Source organism: Pantoea sp. ICBG 985 (assembly GCF_002928365.1).
Taxonomy (GTDB): Bacteria; Pseudomonadota; Gammaproteobacteria; order Enterobacterales; family Enterobacteriaceae; genus Pantoea; species Pantoea dispersa.
This window is the reverse complement of sequence record NZ_POWM01000005.1, coordinates 286,165-302,283: the sequence shown is the minus strand read 5'-3', so window position 1 is coordinate 302,283 and position 16,119 is coordinate 286,165. Positions and strand designations below refer to the sequence as shown.

The window sequence follows — 16,119 nt, the reverse complement described above, 5'->3', positions numbered from 1 at the left end:
AGTAACAAGCAGCAGCCGGAATAAGCGTTTATATCGCCGTGCCAGCTTTATTGCTGGTCGCGCCAGTGCTTATTTTATCGGCGGGTTGACTGGCGAAGAAGTGATCGGTGCAGTTGTACGCTGCACCGCCAGCAGGCAACGCAGCTGCACTAAAACAGTGCTGCGGACTGTGAATGAAAATTAGTCAAAGTTGAGAATTCTTCGCATTCAACTAGCGGAATAATTCCATTTATAATCAATAAGATAAATTCAACTTTTTTACGAAAAAACCTTCACAAAAAAGTATAGATTGATGCATAATTCGCCGTACTTCACCTGACAAATTAAAAAGGACTCAGCCATGTTAACCGCTGAAATGACCTCACGCCTGAACGACCAGCTTAACCTCGAATTCTTCTCCGCCAACCTCTATCTGCAGATGAGTGCCTGGTGCAGCGACAAAGGCTTCGAAGGTGCCGCCTCCTTCCTGAAAATGCACTCGCGCGAAGAGATGCAGCATATGCAGAAGCTGTTTGATTACGTCAGCGATGCCGGTTCACTGCCGGTGCTGGGCAGCATCGCCGCGCCGGCGGTGAGCTGGACCTCGCTGAATGACGTACTGGAAGAAGCGCTCAAGCACGAGCAGCTGATCACCAGCAAAATCAACGAGCTGGTGCACGCCGCGCTGACTTCGCAGGATTACTCCACCTTTAACTTCCTGCAGTGGTACGTTGCCGAGCAGCACGAAGAAGAGAAGCTGTTCAAAACCGTGCTGGACAAGCTGGCGCTGGTGGGCAACAAAGGCGAAGGTCTGTTCCTGGTGGACAAAGATCTGGGCCGCATGAACGTCGAAGGCCACGGCCAGTAAAAATAATAAAGATTATGCACAGCAGCATGCACAACGCCCGACCCTGTCGGGCGTTTTTTTTGTGCTTACTCCAGCGCCTTCAGTCTGAGCTCCGACGGCTGTGGCCGGCCAAACAGGTAGCCCTGAAACAGCGTACAGCCCTCTTCGCGCAGGCGGACAAACTGCTCATTACTCTCCACGCCCTCTGCGGTGATCTGAATATCCAGGCTGCGGCTCATGCCGGTAATCGCGCGGATGATCGCCAGCGCCTCGCGGCTGTCGCCCATATCATTGATAAATGACTTGTCGATTTTGATCTTATCGAACGGGAACGAACGCAGATAGCTGAGCGACGAGTAGCCGGTGCCGAAGTCGTCGAGCGCAATCTGCACGCCCAGCGTTTTCAGGCTCTGCAGCGTGCGGATATTGCCGAGCGTATCATCCAGCAGCACCGATTCGGTGATCTCCACCTCCAGCCGATGCGGCGCCAGGCCGGATTCGCGCAGCGCGCCCTCCACAACAGATACCAGCGAGCTGTTCTTAAACTGCAGCGGCGACAGGTTGACCGACACCGACTGTTCGGTTTCCCAGCTCTGCGCCTCGCGGCAGGCTTCGTACAGCGCATAGGCGCCGAGCATATGGATCAGCCCGGTCTCTTCGGCAATCGGAATGAAGTCATTCGGCATGATCAATCCTTTGATCGGATGATGCCAGCGCATCAGCGCCTCATAGCCAATGATGCCGGTCTCGTTGGTGATCGGCTGATAGTAGAGCTTGAGCTGCCGTCCGGTGATCGCCTCGCGCAGATCGTTCTCGATCACCCGGCGGCTGCGCGCCACATTATCCATCTCCAGCGTAAAGTGCTCATAGCGGTTACGGCCGTTACGCTTGGCTTCATACAGCGCCATGTCGGCGCAGCGCAGCATATGTTCCGGCGTATTGGTGGCCTGCGAGGTCAGCGCAATGCCGACGCTCAGCCCGACCGACAGGTTGTGGCCTTCAACATTCACCGGCGGGCGGATCGCCTCGATCAGGCGCTGCGCCACGATCGCGGCCTCATCGGCATTCCGCACGTTGGGCAGCACGATGGCAAACTCATCGCCGCCGATGCGCGCCAGCGTGTCCTGATCGCGCAGTACGCTGCGCAGCCGCTTCGCCACTACCCGCAGCAGATCGTCACCGATCTGATGCCCCAGCGCGTCGTTCACGTTCTTGAAGTTATCCAGATCGAGACACAGCGTGGCGCTGGTCTGGCCCTGCTGCTGATCGACGCGCAGCGCCTCGCTCAGCTTCTGGCGAAACAGGATGCGGTTCGGCAGGCTGGTAAGATTATCGTGATGCGCCATGTGACGAATGCGCGCATCGGCTTCGCGCTGATCGGTGACATCTTCCACAATCAGCATCACGTAATTCTGCCGCATGTCTTTGCCGCTGATGGTGGTGGCGCGGGTGTGCAGCACCCGCTCACCGCCAGCGGTCAGTAACAGCTGCTCGCGCGCGTGGATGCCCTCGCTGCGCAGCGCGATATCCGCCAGGCTGTTGAAGTAATCACTCAGTTCCGCCGACATACATTCGTGCGGCCGCTTATGCATAATCAGCGACTTACTGAAGCCAAACAGCTGCTCGGCTTTGTCATTGACCATCAGGATTTCGCGGCTGATGGCGTCTTCGACGATGACGCAGGAGGGAATGTTGCTGATGATGGTGTCGAGGAAGCCGGAAAGCTCCGACATTTTGGCGCTCTGCGCCTGCGCCAGATCGCGCGCGCGCAGCAGCTGCTGCTCGTGCTCACGCCGCTCGGTGACGTCGCGGGTGATCTTGGCAAAGCCGATCATTTTGCCCTCTTCATCATGAATCGCGTCAATCACCACATGCGCCCAGAAGGCCGAGCCGTCTTTGCGGTAGCGCCAGCCCTCGTCCTCAAAGCGACCGGTTTTCAGCGCGATGCCCAGATTGGCATCCGGCGTACGCGCCTGACGTTCCGGTGAGCCGTAGAACACGGAGAAGTGCTGGCCCACGATCTCGTCAGCCATGTAGCCTTTGGCGCGCTGCGCGCCGGCGTTCCAGTTCACCACCCGGCCCTGTAAATCCAGCATGTAGATGGCGTAATCCGTCACGCCTTCCACTAACAGGCGGAAGGTTTTCTCGTATTCACGCTGCTTGCGCAGCAGCGCCTGCTGTTCGGTGCAGTCGCGGGTGATTTTGGCATAGCCGATCAGTTTGCCGGCGTCATCGCGAATCGCGTCGATGATCACATGCGCCCAAAAGGCGCTGCCATCTTTGCGATAGCGCCAGCCTTCGTCTTCAAAGCGACCGGTTTTAAACGCGGTGGTCAGGTTGCGTTCCGGGATATGGTTCAGGCGATCCTGTGCGCTGTAGAAGCGCGAGAAGTGCTGACCGACAATTTCTTCGGCCACGTAGCCTTTGGCGCGCTGCGCGCCAGCGTTCCAGTTTTCGACGTTGCCGTCAAGGTCGAGCATGTAGATGGCGTAGTCCGTTACGCCTTCAACCAATAAACGGAAACGCTGCTCCTGTTCCTGTTGTTTACGCTGCTGCGCCTGCTGTTCGGTGCAGTCGCGGGTGATTTTGGCAAAGCCCAGCAATTCGCCGTACTCATCGCGGATGGCGTCGATCACCACGTGCGCCCAGAAGGCGCTGCCGTCCTTGCGATAGCGCCAGCCTTCGGTTTCATAGCGCCCGGTGGCGGTGGCGATGGCCAGACCGCGCTGCGGCGCGCCGTTGCGCCGATCCTCTTCACTGTAAAACAGCGCAAAATTCTTCCCGACAATCTCTTCGGGGGTATAGCCTTTGGCGCGTTGCGCCCCGATGTTCCAGTTAGCCACCGTGCCATCCGGCTTAATCATGTAGATGGCGTAATCCACCACGCTCTGCACCAGTAGCCGGTACATTACGTCAGAGTTATTGTTCATTGTTGTTCGCCTATGCTGGCCTGGTCTCGATGCGCAGTTAAGATAATTCTTAATCTTCAGGCAGACTTAAACGCAAAAGCGCATCGCTTACAAGCGCAAATCATCCGCAGACAAAAGTTGGTAGTGTGGTTATCGGCAGTGGCGAGAAAATGTTCAGTGGGATAGTGGATTTATTGCGCAAAGTTGACAGCACGCCGCGCGGAGATTCTCCGGCGGCGTGCTGTCAGGTGGCATTAACTGACGTCATCTGGCGCGTTCAGGTTAAATGCATGCCGATATAGCGCTCATAACGTGCGGGTTTCACGCGTGACAGATCGACCAGCACCAGACCATCAATGCAGTGATTGAAATCCGGATCGCTGCCGAAATCGATAAACTGCACGCCGCCCGGCTCGCACACTTCCGAATACTGTTTGTACAGCGTCGGAATCGCGGTACCGAGATTAGCCAGCAAATGCTTGAGACGCCGCAAATCGTCGGCGTAGTTATCGCCGGTGAACTGCGCCAGCACCTCCGGCAGCGACGCCGGATAAGGGCGGCGCGATTTAGCCAGCGGCAGATCGGTCGGAAAGTAGAGACGGTAAAACGCCACCAGCAGATCGCGCGCCGCCAGCGGCATGGTGCCGGAGATTGATACCGGGCCAAACAGGTAGCGCGTCTGCGGATAGCGCGCAATGTAAGCGCCGATGCCCATCCATAAATAATCCAGCCCGCGCTTGCCCCAGTAGGCCGGCTGAATGAAGCTGCGTCCCAGTTCCAGCCCCTGCTGAATAATCGGCAGCATGCGCTCGTCATAGTGGAACAGGCTGTCGCTGTAGATGCCCTGCAGCCCGCGCCGCGCCAGCTGCTCGGCGCCCGGAATAAAGCGGTAGGCCCCGACAATCTCCAGCGCCTCGTCATCCCATAAAATCAGGTGATAGTAATCATCGTCATACTTGTCGAGATCGCGCCGCCGGCCGCTGCCCTCGCCCACCGCACGGAAGGCGATTTCGCGCAGCCGGCCCAGTTCACGCAGCAGCGGCACCCAACTGGCCCCGTTGCGCCGCCACAGGTAAATCTGTTTGCCGTCCGGCAGCGTCCCGAGCCGTTCACTCTCCAGCAACGCTTTTTTCAGCTCAGCGCGATCTTCCGGGCGGGCGATGGCGGCTTCGGTAAGAAACAGACCGCTCCGTCCCTGACCGATGCGGTACAGATGCTTGCGCAGCCGCTTCGCCAGCTCTTTGCCCGGCGTATGGCCATCGTGCCAGTTGGCGAAGGGAATCTGTTCGCCGATATGCAGTTTGATGCGCGTGCCGCGCTGGCGGAACATTTCGCGTACCAGCATCAGCAACGCCAGCGGTGCCGCCACCTTCGCCGCGGCGTAAAACGCCAGGCTGTTACGTCCCACCACGTGCACCGGCACCAGCGGCGCGCGGGCGCGGGCGGCGAGGCGCAGAAAACTGTGGTGCCAGTGACGATCGCGCACGCCGCGGCTCGACAGGCGCGAGACTTCACCGGCCGGGAAGATGATCAGCGCGCCCTGGTTGTCGAGATGCTGCTGCATGCGCGTCAGCTGCTCGCGGCTGGTGCGGTTGCCCATGTTATCCACCGGCAGCATCAGGTTGTTGATGGGTTCCAGCATCATCAGCATGCGGTTGGCAACGATTTTCACGTCGCGCCGCACCTGCGATACCGCCGCCAGCAGCGCCAGGCCGTCCAGCGCGCCAAGCGGATGGTTGGCGACGATCACTACCGGCCCGTGCGTCGGGATCTGTTCAAGGTCGCGTTCGCTGAGCTCACAGCGCACATCCAGGTGTTCCAGCACCTGCTCCACCATATCCACCCCTTTCAGATGCGGATAGCGCTGGGCAAAGTCCTGAAACTCCTGTTCACGCACCGCCCACTTCAGCAGGCTTTTCTGCCAGTGCGCCGGCTGCTGGCCTGGCCAGTAAGTATTGAGAAGCTGATCAACGGAAAACATGGTGCACCTTTTTATACGCAGCGGTTTATTCCCCTGACGTTAAAACGGCTTGTTTTCAGATTTATGACCACGGCAGATGCGGACAGGAAAAAGTATCGGCGCGCTTTGTGCTGGCGCATAAAAAAGTCAAATTTACCTTAAATGAGAATTTTCCAGACAGGACTTAAATCTTATTCTTAAGACCCGTGAATTAATCTGGTCACACCTCTGCTAATGAATTTTCATCGGTGTTTATTCCTTTCGTTCTTTTTTTGTTTATTTTTGGACTACACATATGATTCATTCGGTATTTATAGTTGATGACCACCCATTAATCTGTGCGGGTATTCAGGCACTGCTGCACGCTTATGACTATTCGGTTGCGGGCATTGCCAACAAAGGCGATTTATTGATTAGCGAATTACATCATGCGCAGCCAGACGTGGTGCTGCTGGACCTGACCATGCCCGGCCGCGCGGGCATTCCGCTGATTGCCGACATTAAACGTATTTTGCCGCAGCAAAAAATCATTGTTTTTACCGCCTCAGAAAGCCTGTTTTATCAACGCTGTTGCCTGCAGTTAGGGGTAGAAGGCTATGTGTGTAAACGCGGCGATTTGGAAACTTTATTGACAGCAATAAAAGAAGTCGAGCGCGGAAAACGTTTTTATCCGGTCACGCACAGTGCAGCGGATGCCGCCGAGCTGATTGAAAGCGAGAAATTGATGAGTTTAACGCGCCGCGAATTGATTGTGCTGGTGAAACTGGCCTCCGGGATGAGTAATAAAGAGATCGCCTCACAATTACAGCTGAGCAGTAAAACCATCAGCACTTATAAAATTAAAATTCTGCGTAAGCTCGGCCTGAAAGGGATTAGCGGAATTAATACGGCGGCGCGCGCCAATGAGCTGGTGTGAGTCAAACCCGGCCCGGTTCGCCAGCGTGACGACCGGGCAGCAGGTCAGAGCTTGAGCGGCGGCAGCTGAGAGAACACGCTCAGCAATCCTTTGCTCCACAGCTGGCGGATCTGGGAAAAGTAGGGATGCTGTTCGGTGATGTGGTACTGCTCGCTGTCGCTAAAGCTGTCGCTGTGGTAAACCATCGCGTCGAGCGGCAGGCCGACGGAGATGTTACTCGCCAGCGTCGAATCCATGGAGATCAGCGCACACTGCATCGCCTGGCTGAGCGAGGTCTCATAACGCAGCACGCGGTCAATAATTGGCTTACCGTATTTGCTCTCACCAATCTGGAAGTACGGCGTGTCGACGCTGGCTTCAATAAAGTTGCCCTGCGGATAGATCTGGAACAGCCGCGGCTCTTCGCCGCGAATCTGCCCGCCCAGCAGCAGCGTGCCGCCAAACTCCTCGCCGTCGCGCGCAATCACTTCACGCAGCGTGGCGCCCACCAGCAGCGCAATGTCGTACAGCGAACGCCCGTTAAGCAGATTGGGTTGTTCGCTGTCGTTACAGTTGCGCCGCAGCAGGCTCATCACGCTCTGCGTCGTCGCCAGATTGCCGGCGCTTTGCAGCACCAGCGTGCGCTCATCATCCACCTGAAACACATGCAGTTTGCGAAACGAGGAGATATGATCCACGCCCGCATTGGTGCGTGAATCCGAGACAAAAATCATCCCGGCCGATAAACGCATTGCCACACAATAAGTCATAGTTACGCCTGTTCCGATTACTGCTGCCCGTGCACCTGTTGCACCGCAGCCACCGCCAGCATATCTTCACCGCCGCCGCCCAGACGAATGCCGCGCACCGGACAGGCATCGAGATAGTCGACGCCCACCGCCAGCCGCAAATGCTGCCGCGTACTGCGCGTGTTATTGGTGATATCAAAGCTGTGCCAACTGCCATCCAGCCAGGCTTCAACCCAGGCGTGGGTAGCAACGTGTTCAACGTTGTCAGTATACAGATAGCCACTGACGTAGCGCGCCGGGATCCCCAGGCTGCGACAGCAGGCGAGAAACACGTGGCTGTGATCCTGGCAAACGCCGCTGCCGGCAGCAAACACTTTCGCCGCGCTGTCGCTCACCTGCGTGCTGCCGGGCTGGTACGGCATTTTCAGCAGCAGCTCGTCCATCAGTTTTTCCAGGCTGGCGAGCGGTTTCTCCGCCTGCCAGTAGCGCCGGGCGAAGTCGCGGATTGCCCCGTCCGGCTGGGTCAGCGGCGTGGCGCGCAGAAACACCAGCGGCGACAGCGTCGATTGCGGATCCGGCGCCAGCTCGCTGGCATCCAGAATCTCGACCACGCCGCGCGCGGCAATCTCCAGCAGCTGATGCGGCCTGTCCAGCGTCAGCACGTGCAGCACGTTGCCGTAAGCATCCAGCGTGCGCGTCGCTTCACACGGCAGATCGAGCTGCCACGACAGCACCTGCTGGTGCACCGAATTCTGCGGCGTCAGGCGCAGATACTGGGTGCTGAGTTTTACCTGCTGCTCATAGGCGTACCAGGTTTTATGCTCAATGTTCAGTCTCATTTCGCCTCCAGATAGGTGTGATTGATGCTCTCCGCCAGCGCGTTGATGCGGCTGAGAAAATGGTCCAGCCACGGCTGCAGGCCGTCGCGCGTCAGGCTCTCCCAGGTGCTGAAGCGCATCTCCGCCAGCAGGACCGTACTGAGATAGCGCGGGCGATCCTCGCCGCTGCTGCCAATCTGCTCCAGCTGGCTGGCGATCTCCTCAATGCAGGAGTGCAGCGAGCGCGGACTTTCGCTGCGCAGGATCAGCATTTCGTTGACCAGCGGCGGCATCAGCTGCTGCTTAAAGATGGCGTTGTAGGCCTCACGCGCCGACACTGCGCGCAGCAGGCTGTCGAGGCAGTAATATTCCCGTACCGTGTCGGGATGCTGCTCCAGCAGCTGCTGGTTAACGCTCAGCAGCCGCGCGGTGCCGTCGCTGCGCTCCATCAGCGTGCCAAGCCGGATAAAACGCAGCGCATCGCCGCGCAGCAGCGTGCCGGACATCGCGCCGCGAAACAGATGCGAACGCTCTTTCACCCAGTCGAAGAAGCTGTCGGCACCGGCCGGCGAGATGCCACGGCGGCGCGTGTTGCGCATCTCAATCCACGTCGAGTTAATGCTTTCCCACACTTCGGATGACAGGCTGCCGCGCACCGCGTGCGCGTTGTTCCACGCCGCCTGCCAGCAGCTGAAAATACTGCTCGGGTTGCGCTCATCCAGCGCGAAGAAGTTAAACAGCTGCGGCATGGTGCAGCGCCCGTTGAGGGTTTCAAACAGCTGACGCGTGCCGGTCAGGTTGAGCGGCAACAGCAGTTCGTCGCCCTGGCGATTGCGCACCGGCATCAGCGACAGGCGATGGGTCACATCCAGCACCCGGGCAAGTTGTTCTGCGCGCTCCAGATAGCGCGCCATCCAGTAAAGGCCACTGGCCGTCCGGCTTAGCATGATGTGTCATCCTCCAGCACCCACGTGTCCTTGGTGCCGCCGCCCTGCGACGAGTTCACCACCAGCGAGCCTTCGGTCAGCGCCACGCGCGTCAGGCCGCCCGGCACCAGCCGGATATCCGCGCCGTACAGCGCAAAAGGCCGCAGATCGATATGGCGCGGCGCCAGACCGTTGTCGATAAAGGTCGGGCAGGTGGAGAGCGACAGCGTATCCTGCGCGATGTAATTATCCGGCCGCGCCAGCAGCCGATCGCGAAACTCGCTCAGCTGCTGCTGGCTGGCGACCGGGCCAATCAACATGCCGTAACCGCCGGCACCGTGCACCTCTTTCACCACCATCTGCGCCAGATTGGCCAGCACGTAGCTCAGATCCTGCGGCTTGCGGCACTGCCAGGTGGGCACATTGTTGAGGATCGGATCTTCATCAAGGTAGTAGCGGATCATTTCCGGCACGTAGGGGTAGATCGACTTGTCATCGGCGACGCCGGTGCCGATCGCATTCGCCAGCACCACATTGCCGGATCGGTATACCGACAGTAATCCCGGCACGCCGAGCATGGAATCCGGCCGGAAGGCGAGCGGATCGAGAAACGCGTCGTCCACGCGGCGATAGATCACATCCACTTTGCACGGCCCGGCGGTGGTACGCATCAGCACCGCGCCGTCTTTGACGAACAGATCGGCGCTCTCCACCAGCTCCACGCCCATCTGCTGAGCGAGAAAGCTGTGTTCGAAGTAGGCGCTGTTGAAACGTCCCGGCGTCAGCACCACCACCACCGGATCGTTAACCGGCGAGCTTTCGCGCAGCGTCTGCAGCAGGTGCGACGGATAACGCTCCACCGGCGCGATATGCTGCGCAGCAAACAGCTCCGGATAGAGGCGCATCATCATTTTGCGGTTTTCCAGCATGTAGGAGACGCCGGACGGCGTGCGCAGATTATCCTCCAGTACGTAATAGTCGCCATCGCTGTTGCGTACCATATCGACACCGGTAATGTGCGCGTAGATCTGGCGATGCAGATCGACATCCTGCATACAGGGCTGATACTGATCGTTAACCAGCACCTGCTCGGCCGGCACGATGCCGGCTTTGAGAATATATTGCTGATGGTAGATATCGTGCAGGAAGGCGTTGAGCGCCTGAACGCGCTGGCGAATGCCGCGTTCCAGCATCGCCCATTCGCTGGCAGGAATGATGCGCGGCACGCTGTCGAACGGGATCAGCCGCTCGGCACCGCCATCGTCACCGTAGACGTTGAAGGTGATGCCAACGCGATGAAACAGCAGTTCTGCCTCTTCACGTTTGCGCGCCACCGCCTCTTTGTCCGCCTGTTGTAACCATTCCCAGTAATGCTGATAGTGAGCGCGGTGCTGACCGTCGCTCTGCAACATCTCATCGTAGAAGGTTGATGCTATCTGGTCGCGTGCTTTCATGATTTACCCGGCGCTTGTCAGAGGACCTGACTTCTCTCCTGCACAAAGTGTGCCAGAGGCCCGCCGCCGCAACGGCACGCGCGCCCCGAAAGCGGAGCCGCGCCGGATAATCGTTGCCTTGCACCTTACTGGTGCATCAGCTGCTGCGCCACTGGCAGCCAGATTTCGGTCATTGCTCCTTCGCCGCCGGTAAACGGATCGCGATCCGGCAGCGGCACGCGCTGGATCTGCTCTTTCGACGCGCGCAGCCGGGAGGGTTCGTCGCGCACGGTTTCCGGTGACATCCCTTCAGGATAGGCGCCAACGGTGAAAAAGTCGTCGGAGGCAAACACCTGTTTATGGCCCACGCCGGCCGGGATCAGCACCGCATCCCCCTCACGCAGCGTCACCATGCGGCCGCTGTCGCCGCCAAACAGCACTTCCGCCCAGCCCGCGCCGACGCCCAGTACCTCATGGGTATTGGGATGATAGTGGGTGTAAGGAAAAATCGGCGCGCGCCACGCCGCAGGCCAGCCGCTGGCGCTAAAGGTTTTTTCAAACCAGGCCGCGCTGTCCTCCTCCTCTTCCGGCACCACGCACGGCCAGATGATCAGCGGCAGCGGATTATTGGGTACACCGCCGGACGGCAGCGATAACATTAAATGCTGCGGGTTACCTGACGATCCCGCGGAAAAGGTACCGGCGGCGAAAGACATCAGTAACAGCAGACTGGAAGATTGGGCAGACATACTCTTTCTCCGGATAGCCACGTTGCCTAATTGTGGCAAAGCCACCGGGCATTGCAATGTGCGCACACCGGCAAAATTCACATAAAAGAATGATTTAGCTTACTAAAGCCAAATTACTTATTAACATATTTAACATTTCGTGGCATGCCATGGCGCGCCTCGTTTACCCGGCATCTGCCGCAGCAAAAAACAGGCAAAAAAAACCGGTGGATTTCGCCACCGGTAGAATCAACAGTTGATTCAAAGGCACTGACAGGTTATCGCAGGCGGTCAGCGATGGGTTTCACCACGTTCTCCCCTTCGCGACCATAAAACTGAAACAGCGTCTCGGCTGCCGCCTCGGTGAGCACCATGATTTCAATACGGCGGTTACGTGCGCTGAGCGGATCGGCTTTGTCGAGCGGCATACGGGACGACATGGCATTCACCTGCAGCACGCGCGTGCTTTCCAGCCCGCCGCGCTCCAGCGCACGCCGCGCCGCCAGCGCACGGTCACCGGAGAGATTCCAGTTGTTGTACGCCGCGTTGCCGCTGTACTGTGCGGCGTCGGTGTGGCCGCTGATCATGATTTTGTTGTCGATGCGGTTAAACACCGGACCAAGTTCGGTCAGCAGGCGCTGATAAAACGGCGTCAGCACCGCGCTGCCGCGCGGGAACATCATGCGATCCCGGTCATCCTGAATCAGGATACGCAGCCCCTGCGGCAGGGTTTCCAGCGTCAGCAGGTTCTGGGCGTGATAGCTGTTGATGATGCTCTGGATCTGCTGACGCAGCTGTGCAAGCTCGGCGTCGGAGCGCGACAGCACGCTGTCCAGATCTTCCTGCGGCTGGCTGGCATTGCTATTGCTGTCGCTGTTTTCCGCGCTGGTGTCACTGACGGTGGCGCCCTCGGTCGGCGGCGCAATCGCCAGCGTTTCACCAATGATGGCGGAGCCGCGTCCGGTTTCGACATCGAACGGATTAAAGCCGGAACCGTTAAACACCGAGGTGCCGTTGAGCTGCGCGACAATCTCCTTACGCTCGTCTTCGGTGACGGCGCCCATGATCAACTTTGTGGTGGTGACCAAAGGGGCCGAGCGTATTTCTGAAGTATCGGCGCGCTTTACCCTCGACGCGCTGCCGGGCAAACAGATGGCGATCGACGCCGATCTCAACGCCGGGCTGATCAATCAGGAACAGGCGCGGGTGCGGCGTCAGGATGTGGCCAACGAAGCGGACTTCTACGGCGCGATGGACGGTGCCTCCAAGTTTGTGCGCGGTGACGCCGTCGCCGGCATCATGATCCTGCTGATCAACGTGCTGGGCGGCATCCTGATCGGCGTGTTCAAACACGGTTTACCGGCCGGCCAGGCGTTCGAACAGTATGTGCTGCTGACCATCGGTGACGGTCTGGTGGCGCAGATTCCGTCGCTGCTGCTGTCGACGGCGGCGGCGATCATCGTGACGCGTATCAGCGACGGCGCTGACATGGGCGAGGAAGTGAAGTCGCAGCTGCTGGCGAAACCGGCCACGCTGTATACCGCTGCGGGCGTGATGTTTGTGCTGGCGATTGTGCCGGGCATGCCGCACATGGTGTTCCTCGTCTTCACCGCCCTGCTGCTGTTCGCCGCGTGGCGCCAGAGCCGCGTGGTGCAGAAGCCGACGCAAAGCCATGTCGACATGGAGGCGATCAATCAGGCGCTGGCGCAGCCGGAGGAACAGCCGACCATCAGCTGGGACAATATTCCGCTGGTCGAGCCCATCGGCCTTAACCTGGGCTACAAGCTGGTCACGCTGGTGGACAAAGGCAAAGGCGCGCCGCTGACCCAGCGTATGCGCGGCGTGCGCCAGGTGGTGTCGGAAACCAGCGGCGTGCTGCTGCCGGAGATCGCCCTGCGTGAAGATTTCCACTTAAAGCCGTCGCAGTACGCGATTAAGATCAACGGCGTCCGCACTGCCGTGGGCGAAGTGCACGCCGACCGCCTGATGGCGCTGCCGACGCCGGATCAGTACGGTGAGATCGACGGCCTGCTGGATACCGATCCCGCGTACGGTATGGCGGTGACCTGGATCCTGCCAGAGCAGAAAGCCAAAGCGCTGAATCTGGGTTATCAGGTAGTCGACTGCGCCAGCGTGGTGGCCACGCACGTCAACAAAGTGGTGCGCGAAAACCTGCCAGAGCTGTTCAACTACGATGATATTACTCAGCTGCATCAGCGGCTGGCGAGCGTGGCGCCGAAGCTGTCAGAGGATCTCAACGCCGCGGTGAACTACAGTCTGCAGCTCAAGGTGTATCGTCTGCTGCTCAACGATCAGGTATCGCTCAAGGACATCACCACCATTGCCACCAAGCTGCTGGAGAGCGTGGCGATCACTAAAGATCCGATCCTGCTGACCTCCGACGTGCGTTATGCGCTGCGCCGCGCCATGGTGGCGGCGATTGCGCCGGACAACAAACCGCTGTCGGCCTATACGCTGGATAACAGCCTGGAAAACCTGCTGCTGGCAGCGCTCAATCAGGCGCAGCAGGGCGGCAAAGTGGCGCTGGACAGTTTCCCGGTCGACCCTAACATTCTCACCCAGCTGCAGAGCACGCTGCCGGTGATGATGGAGCAGCTGAAAGCGCAGAACCTGACGCAGGTGCTGCTGGTGACGCCGCAGCTGCGGCCGCTGATTGCGCGCTACGCCCGGCTGTTCGCCAGCGGGCTGAATGTGCTGTCGTATAACGAGGTGCCGGACGATGCCAATCTGCAGATTGTCGGGCAGGTGAGCTGATGCGTTGCGGAAAACTGTTATAAAAAAACACCTCTGATCTGTCTCTGCCGCCCTTCACTGTTATGTGGTTTACTGGCAGGCAGTGATATTCAGAGGTGAATAATGGACGCGATTAAACAAATTCTGATCGATGAAATCGACACGCTCAACCGCGAGGAGCGGCGCGATAATCTGCCGCGTTTCAGCTTTAACTTCCTGAAAACCCATCCGGGGCTGTGGGGCGTGATGTACCTGTGCTACGGCCTGTGCGTGGCGCTGATTTTCTCGACTGAGATGCTCGGCTGGCCGGCCTTCTGGTTCGCCACGGTGTTCGTGCTGGTGATGAGTTTTCTGATGTTGCTGGACATCAACCCGAAATACCGCTTCGAGGACATCGATACGCTGGATTTGCGCGTGTGCTATAACGGCGAGTGGTATTACGTGCAGCCGGTCTCACAGCAGGCGCTGGACAAGATCCTGGAGAATCCGGGCACGCCCGAGCGCGTGCGCAGCGGCATCGATCGCCTGATGCAGCAGAAAGGAGAAGTGGATTTTTATGATGTCTACTACCTGACCTGGGGCCATCAGCGCGCCGCGAAGATCTGATCGGGCAAATTCATTCCTGCTTCCATGGTATTTATAAGCCCTTAATGACTCACTGCTTAATTACTACCCCCTGCGTCTTTACACAGAAGGTATGCGAAGCTAAAGAGGGTAGTAAGACAACGCCTGAAGGCTGGGTCAGGAAGTTTCGCCGCGCGCACCAAATCAAAACGCCGGCACGCCGCTGTGAAAGCGCAGCTCAGTGTCCGGTTCGCTGATCAAGCGCGCTTCCGCTGCCCCAATCGCCCGCACGCGCGGTGCGATATCCTTCGGTGAAATCTGTGCCGCCAGCGTCAGGTAATCCTGATAGTGGCGCGCTTCGGAACGCAGCAGTGAGATGTAAAACTTCTCCAGCTGCGCATCCAGGTACGGCGCCAGGCTGGCGAAGCGCTCGCAGGAACGCGCTTCGATATACGCCCCGCAAATCAGTTTATCCACCAGCGTATCCGGTTCATGGGTGGTCACTTCACGCAGCAGCCCTTTGGCGTAGCGGCTGGCGGTGATCTTGCGATAGGGCAAACCGCGCGCCTGCATGATTTCCCACACCTGATAAAAGTGGTGCAGCTCCTCTTTGATCAGCAGCACCATCTTTTCCACCATCTCATCAGCCCACGGCAGTTCATTACGCACAATAATGCTTTTGCTGAGATTCTTGTGGGCATTGATAAAATCGCTGTCGTGATTCTCACCGAAAATAAAATCTTCGTACGGCTGCAGCCACGCCAGGATCGCGTCACCACTGGGTTTATCCGCGACGTATTTGCGGATCAGCCACACTGCGGTCTGCGCCGCTTTCAACTCGCATACCATGTGATCGGTAAGCAGCAGCGTGAGATTTTCCGGCTTGCGCGCTTCATCAATCCACGCCTGCGGCGTGCGGCACTGTAAAAACTGGTGAATGGGGTCTAATAGCGAAGCGTAATTCATCAGAGGTTCTTTGCTGGCAGGAAAATTACCGGGCGGCATGTGCCGCCCGTCAGGGCTTAGTGACGCACACCGTCATCGTCTTCGTCGTCGATCTCTTCGCCATCGTCTTCATCTTCGGCATCCGGATCTTCAAAGTAAGTGCCCCAGCCGTCGTAATCGACGTTGTATTTCCCGACCAGATTCACCAGCTGCTCGACCTGCGCGTCAATCAGTTCCGGCTTCAGCGCCGATTCGCTCAGGATGTCGACGCACATCACGGTGCTACCGTCTTCCAGCTCCAGCTCTTCCGGCTCGGTGACTTCATAGCCCAGCTTGAAAGCGTCAACCGCGGCTTTCTCCAGCGAGTCGAAGTTGTTGCAGGAGAGATGATGCTCGATGGTGTAAAGCGCATCCGGATCGCTGCCGTCTTCCAGCAACTCTTCAATGATCAGGCGCGTCTCTTCGCGCTGTTCTTCCAGCAATGCTTCGTATGCCATGGGCGTGTCCTCAAAATAGTGGCAGTGAATGCAATTATTTTCCCACACTGCCTCGCGCGCCACTACACAAAACAGAAAGTTTCTTAGCGCTGGGGTTGAAAATGCATATTCATAC

General features: G+C 58.4%; 13 protein-coding genes and 1 pseudogene. 4 read left to right on the top strand and 10 right to left on the bottom strand.

Annotated features, from left to right (window positions below; translation table 11 throughout):
- The first annotated feature begins 340 nt into the window (after window positions 1–340).
- On the top strand, window positions 341–847 hold the full coding sequence (gene ftnA, locus C1Y42_RS16690; RefSeq protein WP_058759556.1) for a non-heme ferritin: 507 nt from the start codon (window positions 341–343) through the stop codon (window positions 845–847).
- Window positions 848–912: 65 nt separating this feature from the next.
- Here the strand turns inward: ftnA and C1Y42_RS16685 are convergent, their stop codons facing one another.
- Both C1Y42_RS16685 and C1Y42_RS16680 read right to left on the bottom strand, forming a co-directional pair.
- Window positions 913–3,756 (bottom strand): bifunctional diguanylate cyclase/phosphodiesterase, encoded by a 2,844-nt coding sequence (locus tag C1Y42_RS16685; RefSeq protein WP_031279726.1) that lies wholly within the window; start codon window positions 3,754–3,756, stop codon window positions 913–915.
- Between the two features lie 256 nt (window positions 3,757–4,012).
- A complete protein-coding gene (locus tag C1Y42_RS16680) occupies window positions 4,013–5,716 on the bottom strand; it encodes a lysophospholipid acyltransferase family protein (RefSeq protein WP_104093966.1) in 1,704 nt (567 codons plus the stop codon).
- A gap of 274 nt (window positions 5,717–5,990) precedes the next feature.
- Between C1Y42_RS16680 and C1Y42_RS16675 the strand changes: the two genes are divergently transcribed.
- Complete coding sequence (locus C1Y42_RS16675; RefSeq protein WP_021507669.1) at window positions 5,991–6,611, top strand: response regulator transcription factor; 621 nt, start codon at window positions 5,991–5,993, stop codon at window positions 6,609–6,611.
- 44 nt (window positions 6,612–6,655) lie between these two features.
- Here the strand turns inward: C1Y42_RS16675 and C1Y42_RS16670 are convergent, their stop codons facing one another.
- From C1Y42_RS16670 to C1Y42_RS16645, 6 genes are all read right to left on the bottom strand, one after another.
- On the bottom strand, window positions 6,656–7,360 hold the full coding sequence (locus C1Y42_RS16670; protein WP_031279727.1) for a proteasome-type protease: 705 nt from the start codon (window positions 7,358–7,360) through the stop codon (window positions 6,656–6,658).
- 17 nt (window positions 7,361–7,377) lie between these two features.
- Window positions 7,378–8,178 carry a transglutaminase family protein gene (locus C1Y42_RS16665; protein WP_058759558.1) on the bottom strand — a complete coding sequence of 267 codons (801 nt, stop codon included), beginning with the start codon at window positions 8,176–8,178 and terminating at the stop codon, window positions 7,378–7,380.
- Window positions 8,175–9,104: an alpha-E domain-containing protein gene (locus tag C1Y42_RS16660; protein ID WP_021507672.1), complete on the bottom strand. Its 930-nt coding sequence runs from the start codon at window positions 9,102–9,104 to the stop codon at window positions 8,175–8,177. The genes C1Y42_RS16665 and C1Y42_RS16660 overlap by 4 nt, the downstream gene beginning before the upstream one ends.
- Window positions 9,098–10,537: a circularly permuted type 2 ATP-grasp protein gene (locus tag C1Y42_RS16655; protein ID WP_021507673.1), complete on the bottom strand. Its 1,440-nt coding sequence runs from the start codon at window positions 10,535–10,537 to the stop codon at window positions 9,098–9,100. Before C1Y42_RS16655 ends, C1Y42_RS16660 begins: the two co-directional genes overlap by 7 nt.
- 125 nt (window positions 10,538–10,662) lie before the next feature.
- On the bottom strand, window positions 10,663–11,265 hold the full coding sequence (locus C1Y42_RS16650; protein WP_021507674.1) for a hypothetical protein: 603 nt from the start codon (window positions 11,263–11,265) through the stop codon (window positions 10,663–10,665).
- Window positions 11,266–11,522: 257 nt separating this feature from the next.
- Window positions 11,523–12,308 carry an OmpA family protein gene (locus C1Y42_RS16645; protein WP_104093965.1) on the bottom strand — a complete coding sequence of 262 codons (786 nt, stop codon included), beginning with the start codon at window positions 12,306–12,308 and terminating at the stop codon, window positions 11,523–11,525.
- Here C1Y42_RS16645 and C1Y42_RS16640 point away from each other — a divergent pair.
- Window positions 12,307–14,019, top strand: a pseudogene (locus C1Y42_RS16640) (flagellar biosynthesis protein FlhA); the annotation flags it as partial. The gene C1Y42_RS16645 and the pseudogene C1Y42_RS16640 overlap by 2 nt on opposite strands.
- A gap of 102 nt (window positions 14,020–14,121) precedes the next feature.
- Window positions 14,122–14,604 (top strand): YlaC family protein, encoded by a 483-nt coding sequence (locus C1Y42_RS16635; protein ID WP_021507677.1) that lies wholly within the window; start codon window positions 14,122–14,124, stop codon window positions 14,602–14,604.
- A gap of 162 nt (window positions 14,605–14,766) precedes the next feature.
- Here the strand turns inward: C1Y42_RS16635 and C1Y42_RS16630 are convergent, their stop codons facing one another.
- Together C1Y42_RS16630 and rraB are read right to left on the bottom strand one after the other, a co-directional pair.
- Window positions 14,767–15,528: a tRNA-(ms[2]io[6]A)-hydroxylase gene (locus C1Y42_RS16630; protein ID WP_031279729.1), complete on the bottom strand. Its 762-nt coding sequence runs from the start codon at window positions 15,526–15,528 to the stop codon at window positions 14,767–14,769.
- A 56-nt stretch (window positions 15,529–15,584) separates the two neighbouring features.
- Window positions 15,585–16,004 carry a ribonuclease E inhibitor RraB gene (gene rraB, locus C1Y42_RS16625; protein ID WP_010615961.1) on the bottom strand — a complete coding sequence of 140 codons (420 nt, stop codon included), beginning with the start codon at window positions 16,002–16,004 and terminating at the stop codon, window positions 15,585–15,587.
- Between the last annotated feature and the right edge of the window lie 115 nt (window positions 16,005–16,119).

Bases quoted from the DNA above. Each gene is read 5' to 3' on its own strand.
- ftnA (WP_058759556.1), top strand. From the start codon at position 341: ATGTTAACCGCTGAAATGACCTCACGCCTGAACGACCAGCTTAACCTC.
- C1Y42_RS16685 (WP_031279726.1), bottom strand. From the start codon at position 3,756: ATGAACAATAACTCTGACGTAATGTACCGGCTACTGGTGCAGAGCGTG.
- C1Y42_RS16680 (WP_104093966.1), bottom strand. From the start codon at position 5,716: ATGTTTTCCGTTGATCAGCTTCTCAATACTTACTGGCCAGGCCAGCAG.
- C1Y42_RS16675 (WP_021507669.1), top strand. From the start codon at position 5,991: ATGATTCATTCGGTATTTATAGTTGATGACCACCCATTAATCTGTGCG.
- C1Y42_RS16670 (WP_031279727.1), bottom strand. From the start codon at position 7,360: ATGACTTATTGTGTGGCAATGCGTTTATCGGCCGGGATGATTTTTGTC.
- C1Y42_RS16665 (WP_058759558.1), bottom strand. From the start codon at position 8,178: ATGAGACTGAACATTGAGCATAAAACCTGGTACGCCTATGAGCAGCAG.
- C1Y42_RS16660 (WP_021507672.1), bottom strand. From the start codon at position 9,104: ATGCTAAGCCGGACGGCCAGTGGCCTTTACTGGATGGCGCGCTATCTG.
- C1Y42_RS16655 (WP_021507673.1), bottom strand. From the start codon at position 10,537: ATGAAAGCACGCGACCAGATAGCATCAACCTTCTACGATGAGATGTTG.
- C1Y42_RS16650 (WP_021507674.1), bottom strand. From the start codon at position 11,265: ATGTCTGCCCAATCTTCCAGTCTGCTGTTACTGATGTCTTTCGCCGCC.
- C1Y42_RS16645 (WP_104093965.1), bottom strand. From the start codon at position 12,308: ATGGGCGCCGTCACCGAAGACGAGCGTAAGGAGATTGTCGCGCAGCTC.
- C1Y42_RS16635 (WP_021507677.1), top strand. From the start codon at position 14,122: ATGGACGCGATTAAACAAATTCTGATCGATGAAATCGACACGCTCAAC.
- C1Y42_RS16630 (WP_031279729.1), bottom strand. From the start codon at position 15,528: ATGAATTACGCTTCGCTATTAGACCCCATTCACCAGTTTTTACAGTGC.
- rraB (WP_010615961.1), bottom strand. From the start codon at position 16,004: ATGGCATACGAAGCATTGCTGGAAGAACAGCGCGAAGAGACGCGCCTG.